The 20,965-nt window shown below is 57.9% G+C and carries 22 protein-coding genes; 17 read left to right on the plus strand and 5 right to left on the minus strand.

The window, feature by feature from the left end:
* Positions 1-187: 187 nt before the first annotated feature.
* Positions 188-2,674 carry a S8 family serine peptidase gene (locus tag U9R25_02485; protein ID MEA3334747.1) on the minus strand — a complete coding sequence of 829 codons (2,487 nt, stop codon included), beginning with the start codon at positions 2,672-2,674 and terminating at the stop codon, positions 188-190.
* A 298-nt stretch (positions 2,675-2,972) separates the two neighbouring features.
* Between U9R25_02485 and U9R25_02490 the strand changes: the two genes are divergently transcribed.
* From U9R25_02490 to U9R25_02550, 13 genes are all read left to right on the plus strand, one after another.
* Positions 2,973-3,305, plus strand: coding sequence for a hypothetical protein (locus U9R25_02490; GenBank protein MEA3334748.1), 333 nt, complete (start codon positions 2,973-2,975; stop codon positions 3,303-3,305).
* A 30-nt stretch (positions 3,306-3,335) separates the two neighbouring features.
* Positions 3,336-4,415 (plus strand): cytochrome c oxidase subunit II, encoded by a 1,080-nt coding sequence (gene coxB / locus U9R25_02495; protein ID MEA3334749.1) that lies wholly within the window; start codon positions 3,336-3,338, stop codon positions 4,413-4,415.
* A 68-nt stretch (positions 4,416-4,483) separates the two neighbouring features.
* Entirely contained in the window at positions 4,484-6,418 is a 1,935-nt protein-coding gene (locus U9R25_02500; protein ID MEA3334750.1) for a cbb3-type cytochrome c oxidase subunit I, read from the plus strand.
* 75 nt (positions 6,419-6,493) lie between these two features.
* Positions 6,494-6,856, plus strand: a complete 363-nt coding sequence (locus U9R25_02505; protein MEA3334751.1) for a hypothetical protein — start codon at positions 6,494-6,496, stop codon at positions 6,854-6,856.
* Positions 6,857-7,486 (plus strand): cytochrome c oxidase subunit 3, encoded by a 630-nt coding sequence (locus U9R25_02510; GenBank protein MEA3334752.1) that lies wholly within the window; start codon positions 6,857-6,859, stop codon positions 7,484-7,486.
* Between the two features lie 52 nt (positions 7,487-7,538).
* Complete coding sequence (locus tag U9R25_02515) at positions 7,539-8,456, plus strand: cytochrome c oxidase assembly protein (GenBank protein ID MEA3334753.1); 918 nt, start codon at positions 7,539-7,541, stop codon at positions 8,454-8,456.
* Between the two features lie 20 nt (positions 8,457-8,476).
* Positions 8,477-9,100 carry a hypothetical protein gene (locus U9R25_02520; protein MEA3334754.1) on the plus strand — a complete coding sequence of 208 codons (624 nt, stop codon included), beginning with the start codon at positions 8,477-8,479 and terminating at the stop codon, positions 9,098-9,100.
* A complete protein-coding gene (locus U9R25_02525) occupies positions 9,078-9,917 on the plus strand; it encodes an SURF1 family protein (protein ID MEA3334755.1) in 840 nt (279 codons plus the stop codon). Before U9R25_02520 ends, U9R25_02525 begins: the two co-directional genes overlap by 23 nt.
* The gene (locus tag U9R25_02530) at positions 9,910-10,500 is read left to right on the plus strand and encodes an SCO family protein (protein ID MEA3334756.1); all 591 of its coding nucleotides are present in this window, start codon (positions 9,910-9,912) and stop codon (positions 10,498-10,500) included. Before U9R25_02525 ends, U9R25_02530 begins: the two co-directional genes overlap by 8 nt.
* Positions 10,501-10,526: 26 nt before the next feature.
* A complete protein-coding gene (locus tag U9R25_02535) occupies positions 10,527-10,940 on the plus strand; it encodes a FixH family protein (GenBank protein MEA3334757.1) in 414 nt (137 codons plus the stop codon).
* Positions 10,937-12,391, plus strand: a complete 1,455-nt coding sequence (locus U9R25_02540) for a FesM (GenBank protein ID MEA3334758.1) — start codon at positions 10,937-10,939, stop codon at positions 12,389-12,391. Before U9R25_02535 ends, U9R25_02540 begins: the two co-directional genes overlap by 4 nt.
* Positions 12,392-12,401: 10 nt before the next feature.
* A complete protein-coding gene (gene cyoE, locus U9R25_02545) occupies positions 12,402-13,364 on the plus strand; it encodes a heme o synthase (protein MEA3334759.1) in 963 nt (320 codons plus the stop codon).
* 297 nt (positions 13,365-13,661) lie between these two features.
* Positions 13,662-15,185, plus strand: coding sequence for an SBBP repeat-containing protein (locus U9R25_02550; protein ID MEA3334760.1), 1,524 nt, complete (start codon positions 13,662-13,664; stop codon positions 15,183-15,185).
* A gap of 88 nt (positions 15,186-15,273) precedes the next feature.
* On the opposite strand, the gene U9R25_02555 is transcribed toward U9R25_02550, so the two are convergent.
* A complete protein-coding gene (locus U9R25_02555; GenBank protein MEA3334761.1) occupies positions 15,274-15,894 on the minus strand; it encodes a YigZ family protein in 621 nt (206 codons plus the stop codon).
* Positions 15,894-16,262: a metallopeptidase family protein gene (locus U9R25_02560; protein MEA3334762.1), complete on the minus strand. Its 369-nt coding sequence runs from the start codon at positions 16,260-16,262 to the stop codon at positions 15,894-15,896. Before U9R25_02560 ends, U9R25_02555 begins: the two co-directional genes overlap by 1 nt.
* 216 nt (positions 16,263-16,478) lie before the next feature.
* Between U9R25_02560 and U9R25_02565 the strand changes: the two genes are divergently transcribed.
* Entirely contained in the window at positions 16,479-17,411 is a 933-nt protein-coding gene (locus tag U9R25_02565) for a hypothetical protein (GenBank protein MEA3334763.1), read from the plus strand.
* A 69-nt stretch (positions 17,412-17,480) separates the two neighbouring features.
* Positions 17,481-17,876 carry a cytochrome c biogenesis protein CcdA gene (locus U9R25_02570; protein ID MEA3334764.1) on the plus strand — a complete coding sequence of 132 codons (396 nt, stop codon included), beginning with the start codon at positions 17,481-17,483 and terminating at the stop codon, positions 17,874-17,876.
* On the opposite strand, the gene tsaA is transcribed toward U9R25_02570, so the two are convergent.
* Positions 17,860-18,348, minus strand: coding sequence for a tRNA (N6-threonylcarbamoyladenosine(37)-N6)-methyltransferase TrmO (gene tsaA, locus U9R25_02575; GenBank protein MEA3334765.1), 489 nt, complete (start codon positions 18,346-18,348; stop codon positions 17,860-17,862). The genes U9R25_02570 and tsaA overlap by 17 nt on opposite strands.
* Positions 18,338-18,472: a hypothetical protein gene (locus U9R25_02580; GenBank protein ID MEA3334766.1), complete on the minus strand. Its 135-nt coding sequence runs from the start codon at positions 18,470-18,472 to the stop codon at positions 18,338-18,340. The genes tsaA and U9R25_02580 overlap by 11 nt, the downstream gene beginning before the upstream one ends.
* A 266-nt stretch (positions 18,473-18,738) precedes the next feature.
* Between U9R25_02580 and U9R25_02585 the strand changes: the two genes are divergently transcribed.
* Together U9R25_02585 and U9R25_02590 are read left to right on the plus strand one after the other, a co-directional pair.
* A complete protein-coding gene (locus U9R25_02585; GenBank protein MEA3334767.1) occupies positions 18,739-19,629 on the plus strand; it encodes a Dyp-type peroxidase in 891 nt (296 codons plus the stop codon).
* A gap of 243 nt (positions 19,630-19,872) precedes the next feature.
* Positions 19,873-20,592 carry an arginase family protein gene (locus U9R25_02590; protein MEA3334768.1) on the plus strand — a complete coding sequence of 240 codons (720 nt, stop codon included), beginning with the start codon at positions 19,873-19,875 and terminating at the stop codon, positions 20,590-20,592.
* Positions 20,593-20,965: the final 373 nt, after the last annotated feature.

Genomic DNA, 20,965 nt, shown 5'->3' on the forward strand with positions numbered 1-20,965 from the left:
CCGCCGTATCTCCGTGTCGCTGACTGCGGTCTGCCGTCCGTCGTCCGCCGTCTTCTGGCCGCCGTATCTCCGTGTCGCTGACTGCGGTCCGCCGTCCGTCGTCCGCGGTCTTCTGAAAGCCGTCCGTCGTCCGCGGTCTTCTGAAAGCCGTCCGTTGTCTGCGGTCTTCCGGAAGGCCGTGGCAATCTCATCGCAGTTCAAGCGCCATCTGTACCGCCTGGTAGGCATCGACCACACCATAACCTGCCAGGTTGTTGGGTACGCCAATGAGCGCACCCGCGGGCGTGCAGTATGCCGGCGTCACGGCGCTGACCCTGCCGGAACCACCTGACAGGGACTCCTCCAGTTGTTCTGCTACCGGTGGTCTATCGTCGTTGGGCAGGGTAGCGCCTTCCACGCCCGAAAAAGGCTTTGACGACTCGATCAGAATGGCCTCGGTTGCGTCGATGTCGCCCATGAGATCAGGATTTGCCGACCACATCAGGGCTACTACACCCGCCACGTGGGGACCGGCCATCGACGTGCCCGAGGAGATTCTGTAGGTGTCTCCCGGATACGCCGAGAGCACATCCACGCCAGGCGCAACGATATCGGGCTTAACCCGGCCACTTTCATCGACGGTGACCGGGCCGCGGCTGCTGAAGGTCGCCAGATGGCCCTCCCGGTCGATCGCGCCCACCGAAAATGCAGCATCATAGATGGCAATGGGATCGGTAAGGGAACTGCATTCGGGCCCACTGTTGCCCGCCGCGGCTACGACGAAGATGCCGGCCGCGCGCAGGGCTTCCAGGGCCGGCTGCAGGGAGGTCGGGTCGCAGCCCTCGTAATCCTCCGGACAACCCCATGAGTTGTTGAGAACGTGCGCCGAGCGCGCCGGATCGCCATCGACGAAGGGGTCTCCCCCGAGAGGATAGGGAGCCAGCATGAACTGCATACAGGCCAGATAGAAGGCCGGGTTGCCCAGATTGCGGGCCAGATTGGTGCAGGCGAACCAGGTGGCATCAGGAGCGACACCCACGCTGTTTCCCAATACCGAGCCCAGTGTATGCGTCCCGTGACCACCGTGGTCCACCGGCGTTTCCGTGCCATACCAGGGATCGAGCCAGTTGTAATCGTGCTGCCCCTGCCCCCCTCGATAGCCGTCGGCCAGTTCGGGATGATCGAATTGCGCACCCGAGTCCGATTGCCCGACGACGATTCCCTGGCCGGTAATCCCCAGATCGTTCCAGACCCGATCAGCGCCGATGCTGGTCAAGTTCCAATCAGGTTCACCTGGTTGCGTCGGGAAACCGGTGGCGATAGCCAGCGGCGACTGGTTTGGCCGGAGTCTTGGACTGGGTAGCACACGGTCCACCTCTGGGCGGCGCGCCAGCCACAGGCGCCGCAGCAATCCACCATCCACCTCGATGGCGTTCACCAGATAATAGGATGTGTAGTCGATTCCCCGATCATCTAAACGCTGTCGCAGTTCGGCCTGTGTCCCGGAAGCATGCTGGACCAGGGTGTCGAAAACGGTTTGCCGGCGCAGGGAGAAATCTGCCATATCCGCAGTCGCCGACAGGTCGGCCTGGTCCTTCAGCACCACGAAGAGGCGATCGCCGTGGAACCCGCTCTGTCCACCGGTCAGATATAACACACCAGCGGCCAAAGCCAGCCCGATGGCAGGGACGGCCCAGGCACCCCGTGGACGGAAACGGGCCAACCGGGATGACAGGAGGATCATGACCAGACCGACCAGCCAGGCAATCACCATGGCAATAAATGCAGCGCCCAGGGTCTTCATGGCGATTGGATCCATCGCCTCCAACACCAAGCCATCGGTATCGACAAATACCAGCGGCGCTGCGGCGGCCAGTCCGAGTAACGATGCCAGCGCTGGCCGGCGGGATGACTCGGGCGGCGGACCCAGCCTGGTGACACCCATGGCGGCCCAGCCCAGGGCTGGAAGAGCGACCATGAGCGCAAGCTGAAGGCCATTGAGACTCAAGGCGCTGGCCATGATGAGCACCAGTGCACCGGTCACGAATCCCCCTGTGACAAGGTCGTGGGTAGCGCCCCCTGGATCGGTCACCAGAGCTGCCAGCCATGTGCGACTCATGATCTGGCTGGCAAGCAGGCCGAATACCAGTCCGAGAAGAAGATTGAGAAACACGTCCAATGCCGATCCCATGGCACCCCAGGCGATCCAGATAAGTGCAAAAAGAAGGGCAATGGCGACAGAAACCATCGAGCCGGTCCAGGTTGCTCTGGGCAAATGTTGAGAGCGGGCCATCCATACAAACACCAGTAGACAGGCCAACGACACGCCAATCTGCAGCAGGATGATTTCCTGGCTGGCTGTCGACGGCAATAAGCGTGTCGGGGCCATCAGCAGGAGAAAGCCGGCCGCGGCAAGCCAGGCCTGGAAGATACCTCGATGCCGTCCGTCCGTCCAGATCAGCGCCAGCGGCAGGAGCACGATGCCGATTGCAATTGCCTGGATGGCGGTCATGGCCGCAGGGTCGGGGATCGATACTGCCATCGATTCGAACAGGGCGGCCAGCCAGCTGGCACCCTGTGCACCGAAGGAGACGAGGGAAATCCAGGCGAGAACCAGCAGAATAAGGGAGCGTCGTGCCCACACATTGCAGCCGGTGGATTCTGTTTCAGGGTTACCGTGGTTATCTGTTTCCATAGACCTTAGACCTTCGCATCGCCGGGAGTCAACCGGTCGGCATATTGTAAAGCCAGGGACAGAATCGGACAAACATGGCTTCTGGCATCATCCATTCGAGGGATGCCGCAATTGGCATCATCATCCATTCGAGCGACGATACAATCCCCCGTATTGGTACCTGAAAGTATAGCCTTATTGGCGATGACACCCGGAAAGAAATTTGATAGAATGAAGCGAAACTCAGGAAGGCTGGCTGTGCCGTCCTGCCAGAAAGGCCAAAGCCGTGATCGCAGGGTCAAGTTCCCATACAAAAAAGATGACAGTTCTCGTCGTTTCTGCGCATCCGCTCTTCGGAGAGGGGTTAGTTCGACTGCTGGGCGATCAAGTTGAGGTGATCGGCACGGTGCCCACCTGGAAAGATGCCCAGAGCGTGGTGCCGGACAGACGCCCCCATGCCATCATCGTTGACCATGAGGATGCCGATTTGACCGAAAGCGATCTGGCTCCGTTGTTGTGGCCTGAGGGGGAGGATCTGCGAGTTATTTTCGTTTCCCTGGCCGGCGACACCATGACCGTTCACCAACGACGGCAGGTAACCGGCGCCGGTGAAGCTGATCTCATACGTGCCCTCAAGGGCGACCGCTGGTAATCTCACCCGAAAAAAGGGAGAAGGAACCGAATGGATCGATCTCAGAATCGCAAACATCTCATAATTGTATCGGTACTGATAGCCATCGCGACCGTGACCGTCATCATCCTGTTCGAAAACATCCAGATGTTCCAGCCGGCGGCCAGTGCCCAGGCGGCATCTGTCGACAGCTTGTTCCGTGTGCAAATGTGGGTGATCGGCTTTCTTTTCGCTCTGATCATCGTGTTTATGCTGTACAGCATTGTCGTTTTTCGCCGGCGGGATGGCGATGATGGTGATGGCGCCTACATCCATGGCAACACCAAGCTGGAAATTGTCTGGACAGTCATTCCGTTGATCACAGTCCTGGTTTTCGCCTTTTTTTCGGCCCGCGCGCTGGCAAAGGTCACCGGCGAAGCGCCGAACGAACTTGAGGTCGATGTGATCGCCCAGCAGTTTTCCTGGCGCTTCAACTATCCCGAGTTGGGTATTGAGAATTCTCCCGTATTGATGCTGCCAAAGGATCGACCGGTAGTGCTGCACCTCACTTCGATCGACGTGATCCACGATTTCTGGGTGCCAGAGTTCCGGGTCAAACAGGACGCCGTGCCTGGCCTGATCTCCGATCTTCGCATCCGGCCGACCAAAGTTGGTACGTTCAAGGTGCGTTGTGATGAGCTGTGTGGCATTCTACACCACGCGATGTTGGCCGATATCCAGGTAACAGAGCCATCCGACTTTGACAGCTGGACTTCAGAGCAGATAGCGGAGATCGAGGCGGCGAATGCAATGGCGGCGACAGGAGGCGAGGCTGTAGTTCGGGGCAAGGACATAGCCGAAAACGCCCTTCCCAACTGCGTGGGGTGCCACAACGTCACCGGGGAATCGACCGGCATTGGGCCCTCCTGGAAGGGTCTCTTCGGAATGGAACGGCAGTTCGCCGACGGCACATCGATGATGGCCGACGAGAACTATCTGCGCAAATCGATTCTCGAGCCCGGTCTCCAGGTGGTAGACACATGCCCTCTGGGACCCTGCATCCCAGGTGTGATGCCGCAAACCTATGGCGAATCGTTGAGCGAACAGGACATAAACGATTTGATCGAATACATCAAGAGCCTGGCTGAGTAACAAACGCCGGGTGGTCAACCTCCATTGACCACAGCGCGCTTTCCTGAATTGTCCGAGGAGGATACTGAATGAGAGTATTACCATCCCTGGGAATCATCCGTGGCCTTGTAGGCTTCGTCATTGGATGGGCCGTAGGCTATGGCTTCGTATCGGTCGCGAGAGCCATGCTCGGCCTCGAGGTCGCCTGGATTCCGCAAACCACTGCCGGTGCTGCTTCAGAAGGGGCCATGGTTTTCGCAGCCATCCTTGGTGTCATCGGCTTTATGGTGGGTGTCGGCGCACTGACAGACTGGTTCAAATGGGCAGTCGGCCAGGAAACCCCCATCCAACATGGTCCACCGGAGGACCAGCCTGCCTGGACACGCTATTTCGGCGTGGACTACAGCCACAAGATCATTGGCATTCAATATACCATTACCGGCATTCTTCTGTTGCTTTTTGCAGGGACCCTGGCGATCCTCTTCCGCTTTGAACTCATGAATCCCGGCCTGAGTGAATTCTCTCAGGGCAGCGGTACCAGTTGGTACTATACCTCCATCAGCGCCCACGGGATCATCATGATCGCCAGCATCCTGTTGGGCATCGGCGGCATGTCAAACTACCTGGTTCCGTTGATGATCGGCGCCTCGGATATGGCGTTTCCAAGGCTCAATGCCTTCGCCTTTTGGATCGCTGTTCCCGGTGCACTGCTGGTGGTACTCGCCATGTTTTTGGGCGGTTGGGACACCGGCTGGACCGGCTATCCACCCCTCAGTGCGCAGTCTCCCCTGGGTGTGCAATACTTTTTCCTGGGCGTCTTTTTCGTAGGCATGTCATCCATCCTGGGCTCGATCAACATCCTCGTAACTACACTGCGGATGCGGGCACCGGGCATGAGCCTCTTCCGAATGCCGATCTTCGTCTGGGCTGCCTTCGCCACAGCCATCATTCAGCTTACAGCCACCCAACTCATCGGCCTCTCCTTCCTGATGGTGGTGATGCAGCGGTTGTTCGGCATGGGCTTTTTTGACCCGCGAGTGGCGGTAATCGCCGACATGTTGCCTTCCCAGCTCTGGGAAGGGGGCGGCAACCCGATCCTCTTCCAGCACCTGTTCTGGTTCTACAGCCATCCCGCTGTGTACATCTTCATCCTGCCTGGCCTGGGTATTATCAGCGAGTTGTTGCCGGTCTTCGCCCGAAAGCCCTTGTTCGGCTACAAGTGGATTGCCATGTCCAGCATGGCAATCGCCCTCGTAGGCTTCCTGGTCTGGGCCCATCACATGTTCGTATCCGGAATGAGCTACTACCTGAGAGTGCCTTTCATGTACTCGACCCTGTTGGTGGCGGTGCCAACCGGCGTAAAATTCTTCAGCTGGGTCGGCACCCTTTGGGGCGGCAAGATTATCTTGAAGACGCCCATGCTGTTTACCCTGGGTGCCATTTCGGTATTCCTGATCGGCGGTCTTACCGGCCCCCCGCTGGGCATGGTCACGACAGATATGAATCTGCACGACACCTATTACGTGGTCGGTCATTTCCATGCCACCATGTTTGGCGGGTTTGTCTTTCCATTCTTCGCTGCGCTGTATTACTGGTATCCCAAGGCGACAGGGCGCATGTATAACGAGCGCCTGGGCCAGATACATTTCGCGCTGATGCTTCCCGCTTTCTACGTCATGAGCCTGGGGCAGATGTGGACCGGCACCATGGGTATGCGCCGCCGCATCGCCGACTACGACCCGGCGTTGGGCATCGATACCGCACACATGATGGTCACCATCGCTGGGCTGGTCATTGCCACCTCGGTATGCATCATGCTCGTCAACCTGATCGTCAGTGCCCGCCGCGAACGGGTCGCCGGCGCCAATCCCTGGCGCTCCCGGGGACTGGAATGGCAGATTCCCTCTCCCGTACCGGAGCAGAGCTACGCAACCACACCCATTGTAGTGGGAGAACCCTACGACTACGGCCTTGCCGACTCGCCCTACGTGATGATGGCGCCGGCCTTGTCGGGTGGAGATTGACAGAATGCCAATACGAAATAGGGTTGACAGCGTTTCCGGCCTCGAGCAGGTGGAACAAAAAATGGAGTTGGCACAATGAGCCTTTTGATATTGATTTGTCTACCGTTCCTGGTTGCAGGCGCCATCCTGGTTGGGTTGCTTCTGATGACCCGAATCATGCCAGGCGATCCATCCAAGGCGAAAACCGCGGCGCCCGTCGTGCAACCTGTACCTGCCCGCGGGCCGGAATACATGGCGTTGGCAGGCGAACGTGGAAAGACATACCGCCGTGGTTTCATAGTGCTGCTGGCATTAGCAGCACTTACCATGCTGGAGTTCGCTGTGGCGATCTACACCGGATCGCTGGTGCCCCTGTTCATCATCGCGCTGGGCAAAGCGGCGCTTATCTTGCAATACTTCATGCACTTTTCGAGCATTTGGAGTGAGGAGGCCCACTAAATGGCAGTTGTTACTGAGTCGATTGAAGCTATCCACGAATCATACGAGTGGCAGACATCTAACAATCGCCTGGGGCTGTGGCTCTTTTTCCTATCCGAGAGCTTCATCTTCGGTGGGTTGCTGGTGGCCCGCTTCTTCCTGTGGGGAGGCACGCGACCTGATCTGAACCAGACGTTTCCCTTTTTCATTACAGGGGTTCTGTTGCTCAGCAGCTTTTTCATGAATCGAGCCGAGTCGGCAATCGCTTACGACGACCGCAAAACCTTTTTGCGCAGCCTGCTCATCACTGCGTTCCTTGGCACCATCTTTTTGTTAGGCGTGATCTTGTTCGAATGGGGTTTTTCGGTCGAGGAGGGCAACCTGGTGCTGGGCAACCACATCAAACCCACCGACGGCGTCTATGGCGCTGTACTCTACGGCATGACCGGCTTGCACGCCCTGCACGTGCTCAGCGGCGTGATAGTGATCCTCATCGTGTGGAACCTGGGCCGCAAGGGACATTACTCCCGCGAAAAACATTGGGGCGTCGAAGCAACAGCCATCTATTGGCACTACGTGGACCTGGTATGGGTCTTCTTCTACCCGGCTCTCTATCTGATCGGAACAGCGGTCGCCGTAGGCCACGGCTAACGACAGACCGTAAACCTGTCCTGGCCGATCGCATCGGCTCATCAGTGCATCCATGAATCCTTTAGCAAGCGCCTTGCTCCAGTCATGGGAATGGCGCATCGACGTTATTCTGGTCCTGATGATCGCCGGTGCGCTCTACACGCGCGGTTGGCGACGTCTGCATGCCATCGTCTGCCAGCATCCTGAAACACCTCGAACAAACCCGCGGTCTCCACTGGTGACAGGCTGGAAGCTGGCCTCCTACTGGTCTGGGTTGGCAGTCCTGGCGGTTGCTCTCATGTCGCCCATCGACGTGTTGAGCAGCCAGCTCTTTTCTATGCACATGATCCAGCATCTGTTGCTGGTAATGATTGCCCCGCCCCTGCTGCTGATTGCCAATCCCTTCCCGATCATCATGTGGAGCCTGCCCGTTAAGGCCAGGCGCCAGGCAAGCCAGTTACTCAACCAGGAAACCCGATTTCGCCAGGTCCTGACCAGGATCACGGCTCCCGGCATTGTCTGGTTTCTCTATGTCGCGGTCTATATCGGCTGGCATGATCCTGACATGTATAACCTGGCTCTTCAGAGTAACTTCTTCCACGATCTCGAACATATCACCTTTTTTGTTACAGCGATGCTCTTTTGGTGGCACGTAACAGGGGTTGCACCCCGCTTCCACAAAACATTCACAGGTTCCAAACGTCTGCTGTACGTTATCTCTGTCATACCGGTCAATATGTTTGCCGGCGTGGCCATCGCTTTCGCCAACCAGCCAATTTACGACTACTACACCACCGTGCCCCGCTTCTATGGTCTCTCAGTAATGGAAGACCAGATGCTTGCAGGGACCATCATGTGGATCCCTGGCAGCATGATGTTTTTGTTGGCTGCACTCATCCTGCTGGCCAGGATTGTCCAGACAGAAGCGGACAAGTCCATCGATGCAAATCCGGCCTGGCTCGTCGACGAAAACTCGTCGGGGCATCATTGAGTCTCGTAGCTGAACCCGGTATGTCTGACAGAAACGCCGCTGGTGCGAACAACCTGAACCGTTTTTTGGCAGCGATGCGTCTGTCCAGGCGAAACACCCTGCTCTGGCGCAACGGGATCACATGGCTCATTACTATCGTCATGACGGGGTTGTTTGCGACTCTGTCCCTGGCGCACGGTGGCGGCACGCCGCAGTTGGTGAAAGTTGCCACAGGGCCCAACGAGTTGTATGCTTATACCAGTCCCGCTCCCGTGCGGGTCGGAACCCTTCATGTCACCGTGGCCCTTGCGGTGCCCGAGACCGAGAAACCCGTTCTGGATGCCGCGGTGCGCGTTGAATTGAAGCCGGTCGATAACAGATCGAAAATCGAGACCATCCGAGCCTATGCCACGCGGGATCAGGCCGCCAACAAAACGACCTACGAGACCGATATCCAAGTCCCCGAGGCGGGCCAATGGCAGGTCGACATATCCTATGAGACGTCAGAGGGAAAGGGCAACGCCGACTTCCTTCTGGAGGTCAAGCCGAAATCACCGGTAAACTGGTTGGTGATCGGCGGCATCGGCCTGGCGCTCCTGGTCGGCGGCTGGTTGTTCCTGACGAGCCGAAACTCAGAATCCAATGATCAAAACGCTGTTCAGTAAACGTTATATTTTTGCCACCCTGTTTGTGCTTCTGGCGATGTTTGTCATGATTCGCCTGGGTGTCTGGCAGTTGGATCGCCGGCAGCAACGCCTGGCCTCCAACGCGGATGTGACCGCCAAACTTGCCGAATCTGCCCAATCGGTGAACGATGCCCTGGCAGGCCGGTGGACTATTCCGGAGGAGCGGGATACGATAAGAAATACCCGGGCCACTGCTACCGGCCAATTTGACTACGACAACCAGATTCTCCTGTTGCAGCAACCGGTGCAAGGTCGTCCGGGGATGCATCTCATTGCACCCTTGATGCTTGGCGACTCGGGCAAAGCGATACTGGTCGACCGCGGCTGGATTCCCGAGGCCCAGGCGGGGAATCCCGCCCAGTTCAACGATGCGCCCGGTGAACAATGGGTGACGGGCTTCCTTCAACCTCCGCAGATTTTGTTCGGCCGGGCAGCCAGGAAAGCCGCTGCCGATCCCACACCAGCTGAAGCAAAATCGCAGTGGTATCGGGTCGATATCGATGCAATCCAACACCAGATGCCCTACGAGCTGTTGCCCGTTTTTCTGACACAATCACCGCCGCCAGAAGGAAATCTGGCCCTGCCGACACGCGTCGACCCCGAGTTCGACCTCTCGGAAGGCTCCCATTTGAATTATGCCTTCCAATGGTTTTCCTTTGCCCTGGTCGCAGGGATCATCTACGTGAGTATCGTGCGAAGCCGGGAGAAAAAGCGACAGCAGGGCTCGGTCGAGGCGCCAGGCGGAGACAATCCACAGGAACAGCCGTCGGCCCTGGGAGGCACCAATCATGTCTAGAATCACCGGGCTGGCACTCGTGTTGATCCTTGTTGCCAGCGCATTGTCGGGATGTGGAAAATCCTATGAGTTCAAAGGCACGGCCTACCCAGCAAACAGAGAGGCAGCTGACTTCGAGTTGATGGCCTCCAGCGGCGATCTTTACCGGCTTAGCGATCATCAGGACAAGGTACACCTGCTCTTTTTCGGTTACACCTCCTGCCCCGATGTCTGCCCAACATCCCTGTCGGAAGCACGCCAGGTCCTGGAGGGCCTCGGTGACGATGCCGAGCAGGTTCAGGTCCTCTTCATCACCGTGGACCCTGAGCGCGATAGCGTCACCAAACTGGCAAATTACACAGCGGCCTTTCATCCCGCCATTCTGGGGCTGACTGGCGACCAGGACGAGCTTGCTGTCGTGCGAGACGAGTATGGCATCATCGCGGAAAAGAAGATCTTTTCAGAGTCGGCCCTGGGTTATCTCGTCAATCATACCGCCCGCATGTTTTTGGTCGACCAGGAAGGCAATCTGAGCTACAGTTATCGATTTAAGACACCGGCCGAGGATATCCTGTCGGACGTTCAGCATCTGATTGAATCGTAACCGGCGATCTCGAGCGAGAAACAAGGATGCCACACCGGGCCAGAATCCTCCGCCATGTGATCTTGATCACCCTGGCGCTCATCACATTGAGCGGCTGTCAGCGTGCCAGTCGCCAGGGTGATCAGGCGCCCGAGGTGAACGTGACCCTGGAGATTGCGCCCCAGCCGCCGGTCCAGGGCCCAACCCACCTGATCATCAGGCTGACCGATGGCAAAGGGCTGCCGGTTGAAGGCGCAACCTTGCGCATCAAGGGCGATATGTCCCACGCCGGCATGGTACCGGTGCGGGCGGAGGCCAGCGGCGGCACCGGTGGTGTTTATGAGGCCGACTTCGAGTGGACCATGGGCGGCGATTGGTTTGTGACGGTATTGGCAACCCTGCCCGACGGGCGTTTGACCTCCCGGCGATTCGATCTGACCGTTCTGGGTGAGATGCCATGACGGTATCCAATGGGCCTTCCGGCCCCGTTCTTTTACAACACAATCCACGCTTTGATCTGCTCCGTGTGCCTGGATTAGGCAAGCTGCTGCGCTGGCGATGGGGACGGCTGGTCTTCCAGGTCCCTCTTCTTCTGCTGGCGTTGTTGATGATCTACGATGGGCTAACCGGTCCCCAGTTGGCTCCCCAGAACATCTCTACGGTAGCCGCCTGGGTGCACTACCGCGGTTTTGTGATCCTGGCCCTGCTGCTTGTGGGCAATCTCTTCTGCATGGCCTGTCCATTCACCTTGCCAAGAACGGTGGCGCGGAAGTTGAGCGGTCGAGGCAGGCGCTGGCCCAGGGCGCTGCGCCACAAATGGATGGCAATCCTGCTGTTGCTGGCACTCTTCTGGCTGTACGAATGGCTCGACCTGTGGGCCTCTCCCTGGTTGACCGCCTGGCTGGCCATCGCTTATTTCGTTGCGGCCTTTGTTCTGGAGGCACTGTTTTCGGGGTCACCCTTCTGCAAGTACCTGTGCCCCCTGGGAACCTTCAACTTCGTCAGCTCGACCGTGTCACCGCTGCAGATCACGGCGCGCAACCGCGAAATCTGCCGTAGCTGTGTTGGCAGAGAGTGCGTTAGCGGCAGCCCGCAGGTTCTGGGATGCGGCACCGATCTGTTCGTGCCCCAGGTCAATAGCAACATGGATTGCATCTTCTGCCTCGATTGTGCCCGGGCCTGTCCCCATGACAATGTAGCCCTGGCCTCGCGACCGCCGCTGCACGAACTGGTCTGTCACGCCTGGCCCCGTCGCTGGGACATGGCGTTTCTGGCCTTCGTTTTTGCGTTTGCCAGTGTGAGCAACGCGTTTGGCATGATTCCACCAGTCTATGAACTGGAGGCTCGCCTGGCGCAATGGCTGGGAACGAGCAATGAAGCCCTGATCCTGGGGTTGATCTTTGGCGTCTTGAATCTGCTTCTGCCGGCCGTTCTGGGATTGACCGCCGCCTGGCTCAGTCGTGGATTGGCAAAAAACGATGGCGAGCCGTTGCGAGTCGTGTTTAGCCGCTATGCGCCTGCGCTGATCCCGCTGGCCTTTGCCATCTGGTTCGCCCATTATGGCTTTCACTTCGTGACAGGCGCACTGACGATCATCCCGGTTGCGCAGGGCTTCCTGATCGACCACGGGATATTGCTCCTGGGTGCAGAGCCCAACTGGTTGCTGGGCCCCGTCCTGCCTGCAGAGTGGCTTTTGCCGCTACAGATCATCGCCGTGCTGATCGGATTCGCCGGTAGCCTGTATGTGACGACCCGGCTTGCCAATCGGGCCGGTGGCAGCGTAGCAATGGCCAGGCGGGCGGTCTTACCGTGGATTGTATTGCTTCTGGGCCTGGCCCTGGCCGCTATCAGTGTCTTTAGTGAGCCCATGGAAATGCGTGGAACGATTGAGTTGATGGCGTTAGGAGTGTAGATTGAGTCATATGACATCAGAACAGCAGTCGATTGTCCTGGAAACCGTGTCAGCCAAGGAAACCATCGACAAGAAAACAGGCGTGGAAAGCAAACAGGGATCACAGGCTTCTCTCGTGCAGACCCTCATGGTACTTTTCAAAATGAGGGTCGTTGCCCTCCTGGTGTTCGCCGCCGTCGGTGGCGCCTTTCTCGGCGCCAGCGGCTGGCCTGGCTTGTCCACCTTGCTTCTGGTCATCGTGACCGGCGGTCTGACGGCGATGGGTGCTTCGGCGATCAACCAATATGTGGAGCAAGATAGCGACAGGCAGATGAACCGGACCAAACACCGACCTCTCGCAAGTGGCACTTTCGAGGATACCCGCTGGGTGCCATGGGTTGCGACTGCCATGATCGTGCTGCCGATTCTGGTGGTGCTGCCCTTTAATCAAGCCCTGGCATTTTTCCTGGGCCTGGGTGCCTTCATCTACGTGGTCATCTACACCATCTGGCTGAAGCCGCGGACACTGCTAAACATTGTCATCGGCGGTGCCGCAGGCAGTGCCGCGGTCCTGGCCGGAGCCGCGGCAGCGGGGAATTGGTCGGCTCCAGGCGCTTTGGTGCTTGCGCTTCTGGTCTTCGTGTGGACGCCAACCCATTTCTGGAGCCTGGCAATCGTTTATCGCAACGACTACGCCAGGAGTGATCTGCCCATGCTTCCGGTATCGGCAACGCCTCGCCAGTCGGCCTTCTGGGTCCTGGTACACACCCTGGCCACTGCCCTGGCTGCGCTGGTGCTGGTCTTCGATCCAGCGTTGGGTTTGCTCTACTTTGTCCCCGTGGCCCTGGCCACCGTCGATTTGGTGTACCGCAACGTCAAACTGCTGCGAGACCCATCTGGAAACAACGCGCGCGCGTTGTTTATGGCCTCCAATATCTACCTGGCTGTCGTGCTGCTCATGATCTGTGTCGATGCCACGATTACCGCCCTGTAGAGGGCCGGAACACACCGATTTTCAGGAGCCCTGGCATTCCGCCGGGGCTTTTTTTAGTGCATTCCGGCCAAGGTCAATAGTTGCTGCAGATTCGCGCGATTCGCGGCTGATCCTGCTTGCGAAATACCAGCAGCGCTCAGGGGAGGAACTATCGCGCCCTTTTTCTGTGGTATAGTGGTATAATGGATTCATCCGGGTATAACAGATCGCCAGTTGTCATCCCAATTCACCCATCAGGCGCTCCCACTGTCGTTACATTGCACCGCGCCGGCTCCCAGCCACGGAGGCTTGCGTCCTATGAATCCTACACAGCACTATCGTTGGTTTCTACCCCTTTTTCCGGCAGTCCTATTGTTTATTGGACTGATTGGGCTGGCCGGAGCAACCGGACAGCCTGGTTTCGGCACCTATCTGGGCGACGCGCGGGCAGATCGAGGATACAGCGTCGCCATGGATCGGCAGGGCAACACCTATGTCACCGGCATGACCAGCTCGACGAACTTTCCGACGGCTGCAACGCCCCTGGTGCCATCGTCCCCCTCGCACAGAGTCGACGCCTTCGTCGCCAAGTTTGATTCCACCGGCAGTAGCCTGGAATACATGCTCTGGTTCAACGCCCAGAGTCTGGATCAACCTGACGAGGGCCTTGGCATTGCGGTCGACTCAGATGGCAGTGCCTACGTGACGGGCCAGACACGATCGGAGGATTTCTGCCGGGTATTTGGCGCGGTCCCTGGTTTTGACAAGCTCTACAATGGCAACACCGACGCCTTTGTCATGAAGGTAAAACCGGACGGCAGCGGGTTGGTCTATTGTACTTTCCTGGGCGGTTCTGACCGGGATGTGGGACAGGATATCACCCTGGATGAGGAGGGCAATGCCTACATCGTGGGCAGCACCTGGTCCACCGATTTCCCCACAACCGGCAACGCCGCTCAACCCATGCTCGCCGATCTGCGGGATATCCTCGTGGCAAGACTGGATTCTACCGGCACCTCGTTGGAATACAGCACCTTTCTGGGAGGCGTTGGACAGGAAGAGGGCAAGGCTGTGGCGCTGGATATCGCACAACAGATTCTCATCACCGGTTGGACTAATTCGGACGACATGCCTGTAACCTCAAACGCTGTTCAGAACGAAAACGGCGGCGGATTCGATGCCTTCCTTGCTTCCCTCGACCCAATCTCCGGCCAACTGAGCTATTCAAGCTACCTGGGTGGCACTGGCGAAGACCGGGCGCTTGCACTGCGCACAGATCCCGTGGGCAACGCCATTCTAGCCGGATACACGAACTCCTCCGATTTCCCCACAACTGGCGGGGCTTTCGCCGAGCAAGCCATCGGCGGCATCGACGCCTTCGTGACCAAACTCAGTGTCGATGCCTCATCGCCGATATTCAGCACCTATCTCGGCGGCAGTGACGATGATTGGGCCCGTGGTCTGGATGTGGATGGATTCGGCATGATGATCGCCGTCGGCGAGACCCGGTCCGGGGATTTCCCGACCACACCCTCGGCCGCCTTTGCAGCCCTGAGCGGCACCTCCGATGCCTACATCGCGGGTCTCAGCCCGAATGGCGCGACGTTGGCGTATGGGTCTTACCTGGGTGGCGGCGCGCAGGAGAATGGCTTTTCTGTCGCCAGCAATGTCTTTGGGGAAGCGACTCTGACGGGCGCGACAGACTCCGATGACTTTCCTGTGACGCCCGGCGCCTACGACACCACCCACAACGGCAGCGATGATGTCTTCGTGTCCCGCCTGAGAATCGCAGATCCCCTCGATCAGCTGGTGTTTCTACCCATGGCGAATGCCAACGAATAGTTGGCGGGGATGGCAACATGGCAGTATGTCAATATGGCAGCATGCCAAAATGCGAATCGTGACATAATGACATGGCGACATGAACTATTTAGGAATCGGCCACCGGTTCGATCAGCACCTGGCCATGGGTGAGCTCTGTCAAGGCGTGCTGCAAAACATCGACCCTGGCTGCGGGAAGCCGGAGTCGATAGGTTACATCCACGCCATAGTCTTCCTCAACAACTGCTGCTTCGAACTCCGGAAGCAACCGCTGTACGGGGGTCACGCTGGCATAATCGACCACCACGCGCAGGTCAACAGATAACACATGCTCGGCCAGATCGAGACTCTTCAGCCCCTGTTTGACGCCGCCGCTGTAGGCCCGCACCAGTCCCCCTTTGCCAAGCAGTTTTCCACCAAAGTAGCGTGTTACCACCGCGGTGACGTCCCCCACTCCACAATGCTGTAAAACGGTGAACATCGGCTTGCCGGCAGTGCCGTGGGGCTCCCCGTCGTCGCTGTAACCGGCATATCCCGTGCTGCCCGGCGGCCCGATCAGATAGGCCCAGCAGTTGTGGGAAGCATCGGCGAATTCACTCTTTATATCGCTGATAAACGCCCGGGCCGCTTCAACCGTTGGCGTATAGGCAATCGTCGTGATGAACCGACTGCGTTCGATCTTCTCCTCAACCCGGTGGGGCCTGGCCGGAATCGCATAGCGTTCAGACATCAATATCCCAGCGACTGAATCTGTTTTTCACTCATGCCGAAATGATGTCCGATCTCATGAATGACCGTTTTTCTCACCTGTTCGGCAATGGCTTCCGGGCTGCGCCGGTGGGTAGTCAGAGGACCACGAAAGATGGTGATGCGGTCTGGCGGCACCATGCCATAATGGGTGGTACGCCGGGTTAGCGGAACCCCTTCATAGAGACCAAACAACGTCGACCCCGGCCCTACATTCGAGCGCTGGAGTTGGCCGCGTGAAGGCCAATCCTGTACGGTGATGGCCACGTTGTCCATCTTGTCCAGGATTTCGGGCGGCAACGTTGCCACAGCGTCGACTACCAATTGCTCAAACTCTTCCCGGCTCAGCACTCGTTCATCCTCAGTTCAAGGTGCGATCATTATACCAACGGACGCCGATTCGACAAGCCGACAGCAATGGCTTAACTCCTGTTTTTTTGCACCGCCCAGGCATTTTGCAGTTTCCGGGAGATTCAGGCCGGTTTTTCCTTGACAGAAGTCGCAATCTCCGTTAGAATCAGACAGCACTGATTCTCGGCATTAGGAGCTTTCAAAGGAGGGTGTGGCATGCGATGGTCGCGTGTAATCGTTTTTCTAGTCATCTTGACTCTCATTTTAGGTGCCTGCGGGCCGGCTTTGCCCATCGACGCCGACGACACCACTGAGAGTGGTCGCCGATTCTTACTGTCTGTTCCCCGTCTTCAGATCACCTTCGATGAACAGGGACGCCCATCACTGGGGCCCCTGGGCGCTGAACGGATCGAACAGCTGGCCGGCATGCAACCCGGTTCGCTGGTCCTGGACCCCGCGACTGTCGAGTTGATGACGGACGCTGGTATCCAGCATCTGGAGTTGGTTCATACCGACGACGGGGTTTTTGTCTATGCCAATGGCCAACCGCTGCCCAATATCACCTGGGATGGCGAAATGTTGAGCAATGCGGGACAGATTACCGGTTTGTTTGGCCTTCCATATGCCAAACTCATCGACAATCTTGTGCCACTCCTGACCCGAACGGGTCTGAACGTCGTGCTGGAGTTCCCGGCTCAGGCAGGCGCGGCTGTGATTCCTGTGCGCGAGGGGGCCGTGCTTCCTGACATGCCAGCAGTCACCGACGAACCCATTGCAGCGGCGGTGGTCCTCGATTTGGACTACGCTGAAGATGGTACGCTCTCCCTGGCTGGCATCGATGCCCGAGAACTTGCTTCGCTGCTCAATCTTGATCCCAGCGCCTTTTCGTTGCCTCCCAAGTCACGGGCCTTTTTCGAGGAGAACGGAATCGAGGAACTGCGGTTCCATAGTCGGCCAGCCGGTGTGTTTGTAACTGTCAATGGGATGGCACTTCCTCACCTGAGTTGGAGCGACGATACGCTGGGCGCCAGCACGGAAATAGCTGGCGAAGCTTTCGCCGACACCCCGTTGGTCAAAATCATCGACTTCCTGGTACCCAACATGAACAAGGCCAATGTGGATGTGGTAGTCCGGTTCGCTGCCGACTAACAGTTCTGCCTGTGAGATATTTTCCGACGCGAAAGTGAAACGAGGCTCCTTCACAGATTTGGAGGAGCCTTGTTGTACCTGTTGCTCTCCCATCGCACCCTGGGCATCGCAGCGGCCAGCCGGGTAACCATCAGTCCCCAGCGCAACATGCGCAACGTCTTTGGCTTTGGAATCGTTTACGCCATTGGTTCTCTGAGTTGCACGTTGCCCATCTTTTTGGTGGTCGTGGGCAGTTCCCTGGCCACCAGCAGTCTGGCCAACTCCTTCATCCAGTTCATGGGCTATGCTTTGGGAATGGCCAGCGTGCTCATCGCCGTCACCATCGGCGCTGCGATCTTCCGTGGCGCGGTGGCCAAGGGTCTGCGCAAAGTGGTGCCTTTCATTCACCGGACCAGCGCCCTCTTCCTGCTGGGCGCGGGGCTCTACCTGATCTACTACTGGGTGTTCATCACCCAATCCTTTTGAATCTGTCGTCCGATTTCCGTTGTGAGACCCTCTTTCTTGCCTGTTCCAACCAACCGGTCCGGACATCGACTTGCGTATCGAATTCTTGCACATAAGGTTTGATGTCAAGCAGCGGAGTGCCATCGATAATGTCCATATTCTCGACGTGCAACACACCATCCTCGATTCTGCTCAGCCGCACAACTGAAAGGCCGATGGGATTCGGTCTCCTGGGGGCGCGGGTAGCGAAGACTCCACGTGGCTGCGAATCCATGAACGGCACGACGTGCGGTTTGAATCCCCGGTTGTAGTGAAAGTGGTACAGCAGGATGATGTGGGAGAAACCATCGAGATCCTTCAAACCGGCACGGTATTGCTCAAACACCTCCACGGTGCCCTTTACGCCAGCCCCGCCCGCTGGCTGAATCGGCATGCCCTCCGGTTTTGTGAACGGCGTGTGGATCACGCCAATTGCCTGGAATTCAATCTTCATCTGGAAAGAGCACAGTTGGGCGTACCAGGTCTTCGATGGAGCAGCTGATACGCCGGCGTCCTGTGACCGCATTCAATCCTGCATAGACTTGCTCATCGATGGTAACGGTCAGTTTCTTTTGCATTTCGCACCTCTCAGTACATTTCACGTTACATCATTTACAATAATCTCAAGCAGAGAAAAAGTCAACTCACCGTGTTCTACATGGACTTCCCATGACGACAGAGTTTTGTCAATCAACCAGCAAGATTCACAGAAATTATGATATAGATCATTGTGCGAAGGCCTGGATTGTGGTTTACTGGGTTATGGAGCCTGGTGTCTTTGAGCGGAAGCACATCGCTCAAAGGGCGGGCATCGCTGAACTATGACCAGTTTTGAGGAGTTTTTATGAACACAATACAGCCTGGTATTCTTCCCCCCGTCCCATCAACCGGCCGTTTTCTAAGCTTCAGCCTGCTACCTGGTGCTGACCCGTCGAACGCGCTGAAAGCGCTTCGGGACCACACCATCGGCGAAAGCCTGGTCGTCGGAATCGGACAATCAGTGGTTTTGGCGATGGGCCAAGCTGTGGAGGGCTTACGCAGTTTTCCCAGCCTGGTCGGCCCAGGCGTTGATATCCCTGCTACCCCCTTTGCCCTGTGGTGTTGGCTGCGAGGCGATGATCGGGGCGAGTTAATCCAGCTTACCCACCTGATCAGCCGGTCGATAGCGCCGACTTTCCAGCTTGAAGAGGTAGTGGACGCGTTCAAATATGGCGAGCGACCGGACGGGCTCGGCCTGGACCTGACTGGCTACGAAGATGGCACCGAGAATCCCTCGGACGACGAAGCAATCCAGGCAGGCATCGTCCAGGGTTCCAGTCTTGCAGGCTCCAGCTTTGTAGCCGTGCAGCGCTGGGTTCATGACCTGGACCGCTTTGAAGGGATGTCCCAGACGGATCGGGACAATGCCATCGGCCGGCGTGTTTCCGACAACGAGGAGCTGGAGGACGCGCCCGACTCGGCCCACGTGAAACGGACCGCCCAAGAGGACTTTGAACCGGAAGCGTTCCTGGTCCGTCGCTCAATGCCATGGAGTGATGGACAAGAGGAAGGCTTGATGTTTGTGGCGTACGGCCATTCCCTCGATGCCTTCGAGGCACAGCTGCAACGGATGGCGGGACTGGACGATGGCATCACCGATGCGCTGTTCCAGTTCTCACGGCCTGTCACTGGCAGTTACTTCTGGTGTCCCCCGGTCGAGGCGGATAGACTCAACCTGGCGGCGCTGGGATTGTAGGAGATCACCGCCGAATTCTCCGGGGGTGATGCTTTCCTGCATCGCTGGTGAGTTCGCATGGTTTCGCGTAATCCGCCCAGAACCTTTGAATAGGGTCAGCGCGCGGTTTTTCGGCGCGACCAAATGGGACCTGGCAGCGTCGATTCTTTTTGAAGGACCCATCGCCAGGACCGCTGAAGCTTCCGATGGAGAAAAACGCTGGCTGATCAGTTCCTGTTGGTTTCCTATTTTTTGGATGAAAACGTGCCCGAGCTGGCAACTCTGGTCGAACCGGCCCAGGTCATCGACCCATCGCTGGCATCATGTGACAGTCAGCAGGAACGGCTCGCGGCCATCCACGGTGCACTGGCCGACTCGGTCGCGGACGCGGTTAACCGCGGGGATCGTCCCGTTTCCATCGCCGGTGATTGCTGCACCACCATTGGGGTCGCTGCCGGCCTTCAACGCAGTGGCATTTCTACAACATTGATCTGGTTCGATGCCCATGGGGATTTTAATACCTGCGAAACTACTCCCAGTGGTTTTGTGGGTGGCATGCCTCTGGCCATGCTGGTGGGGCTTGGTAACCAATCGATGTTGAACGCTGTGGGGCTGCAGCCGATTCTGGCCGAACAGGTAATCCTGACCGATGGCCGCGATCTGGATCCTGGCGAACGCGAACTGGTGAAAGGGTCGGGGATTCTCCATCTGCCAGATATGGGGATGCTTCTGGGAGCGGAACCTCCCGACGGGCCCCTGTGGATCCATTTCGACACCGATATTCTCGATCCTGTGGAAGCCCCGGCCATGAACTATCCAGCTTCGGGCGGCCCGCGTGTGAAGCAACTGGAGGCAGTGTTCCGCCGTCTTGCCGGAACCGGGCGCGTTGCTGCGGTGTCGATGTCTACCTGGAATCCTCAACTGGATGAGGACGGACGAACAGAGACAACTTGCATGGCGCTGCTGCAAACACTTTTGGGATAGAACGAAGCTTCTTACCTGAACCGCGGCTGGCTGGAGGAGCAGGTCTCCTGGAGCCAGTAAGCTGTTGAGTTCATGCATTCGAATGGATTTGATAACTTCCAGGAAGCTGCGAACTTCCTGGAAGTTGTTTGCAGATGTTACGCAGTTCGGCCGACCGCCGACCACTGACCGCGGTCTTCTGGAAGCGGTCTGCCGGCAGATGACCGCGGACCGCCGACCACTGACCGCTGACTGCTGACTGCTGACCGCGGTCTTCCGGAAGCGGTCTGCCGTCCGTTGTCTGCGGTCTTCTGAAAGCCGTCTGCCGTCCGTTGTCTGCGGTCTTCCGGAAGCGGTCTGCCGTCCGTTGTCTGCGGTCTTCCGGAAGCGGTCC

The organism is Chloroflexota bacterium (genome assembly GCA_034717495.1).
In the GTDB taxonomy this organism is placed as follows: domain Bacteria; phylum Chloroflexota; class Anaerolineae; order JAAEKA01; family JAAEKA01; genus JAYELL01.

What these genes read in the sequence shown, in the direction of transcription:
- cyoE (MEA3334759.1), top strand. Translation starts at nt 12,402, where the DNA reads ATGACATCAGAACAGCAGTCGATTGTCCTGGAAACCGTGTCAGCCAAG.
- U9R25_02500 (MEA3334750.1), top strand. Translation starts at nt 4,484, where the DNA reads ATGAGAGTATTACCATCCCTGGGAATCATCCGTGGCCTTGTAGGCTTC.
- U9R25_02530 (MEA3334756.1), top strand. Translation starts at nt 9,910, where the DNA reads ATGTCTAGAATCACCGGGCTGGCACTCGTGTTGATCCTTGTTGCCAGC.
- U9R25_02535 (MEA3334757.1), top strand. Translation starts at nt 10,527, where the DNA reads ATGCCACACCGGGCCAGAATCCTCCGCCATGTGATCTTGATCACCCTG.
- U9R25_02490 (MEA3334748.1), top strand. Translation starts at nt 2,973, where the DNA reads ATGACAGTTCTCGTCGTTTCTGCGCATCCGCTCTTCGGAGAGGGGTTA.
- U9R25_02555 (MEA3334761.1), bottom strand. Translation starts at nt 15,894, where the DNA reads ATGTCTGAACGCTATGCGATTCCGGCCAGGCCCCACCGGGTTGAGGAG.
- U9R25_02550 (MEA3334760.1), top strand. Translation starts at nt 13,662, where the DNA reads ATGAATCCTACACAGCACTATCGTTGGTTTCTACCCCTTTTTCCGGCA.
- U9R25_02540 (MEA3334758.1), top strand. Translation starts at nt 10,937, where the DNA reads ATGACGGTATCCAATGGGCCTTCCGGCCCCGTTCTTTTACAACACAAT.
- U9R25_02485 (MEA3334747.1), bottom strand. Translation starts at nt 2,674, where the DNA reads ATGGAAACAGATAACCACGGTAACCCTGAAACAGAATCCACCGGCTGC.
- tsaA (MEA3334765.1), bottom strand. Translation starts at nt 18,348, where the DNA reads ATGAAGATTGAATTCCAGGCAATTGGCGTGATCCACACGCCGTTCACA.
- U9R25_02510 (MEA3334752.1), top strand. Translation starts at nt 6,857, where the DNA reads ATGGCAGTTGTTACTGAGTCGATTGAAGCTATCCACGAATCATACGAG.
- U9R25_02580 (MEA3334766.1), bottom strand. Translation starts at nt 18,472, where the DNA reads ATGCAAAAGAAACTGACCGTTACCATCGATGAGCAAGTCTATGCAGGA.
- U9R25_02520 (MEA3334754.1), top strand. Translation starts at nt 8,477, where the DNA reads ATGTCTGACAGAAACGCCGCTGGTGCGAACAACCTGAACCGTTTTTTG.
- U9R25_02515 (MEA3334753.1), top strand. Translation starts at nt 7,539, where the DNA reads ATGAATCCTTTAGCAAGCGCCTTGCTCCAGTCATGGGAATGGCGCATC.
- U9R25_02505 (MEA3334751.1), top strand. Translation starts at nt 6,494, where the DNA reads ATGAGCCTTTTGATATTGATTTGTCTACCGTTCCTGGTTGCAGGCGCC.
- coxB (MEA3334749.1), top strand. Translation starts at nt 3,336, where the DNA reads ATGGATCGATCTCAGAATCGCAAACATCTCATAATTGTATCGGTACTG.
- U9R25_02525 (MEA3334755.1), top strand. Translation starts at nt 9,078, where the DNA reads ATGATCAAAACGCTGTTCAGTAAACGTTATATTTTTGCCACCCTGTTT.
- U9R25_02585 (MEA3334767.1), top strand. Translation starts at nt 18,739, where the DNA reads ATGAACACAATACAGCCTGGTATTCTTCCCCCCGTCCCATCAACCGGC.
- U9R25_02565 (MEA3334763.1), top strand. Translation starts at nt 16,479, where the DNA reads ATGCGATGGTCGCGTGTAATCGTTTTTCTAGTCATCTTGACTCTCATT.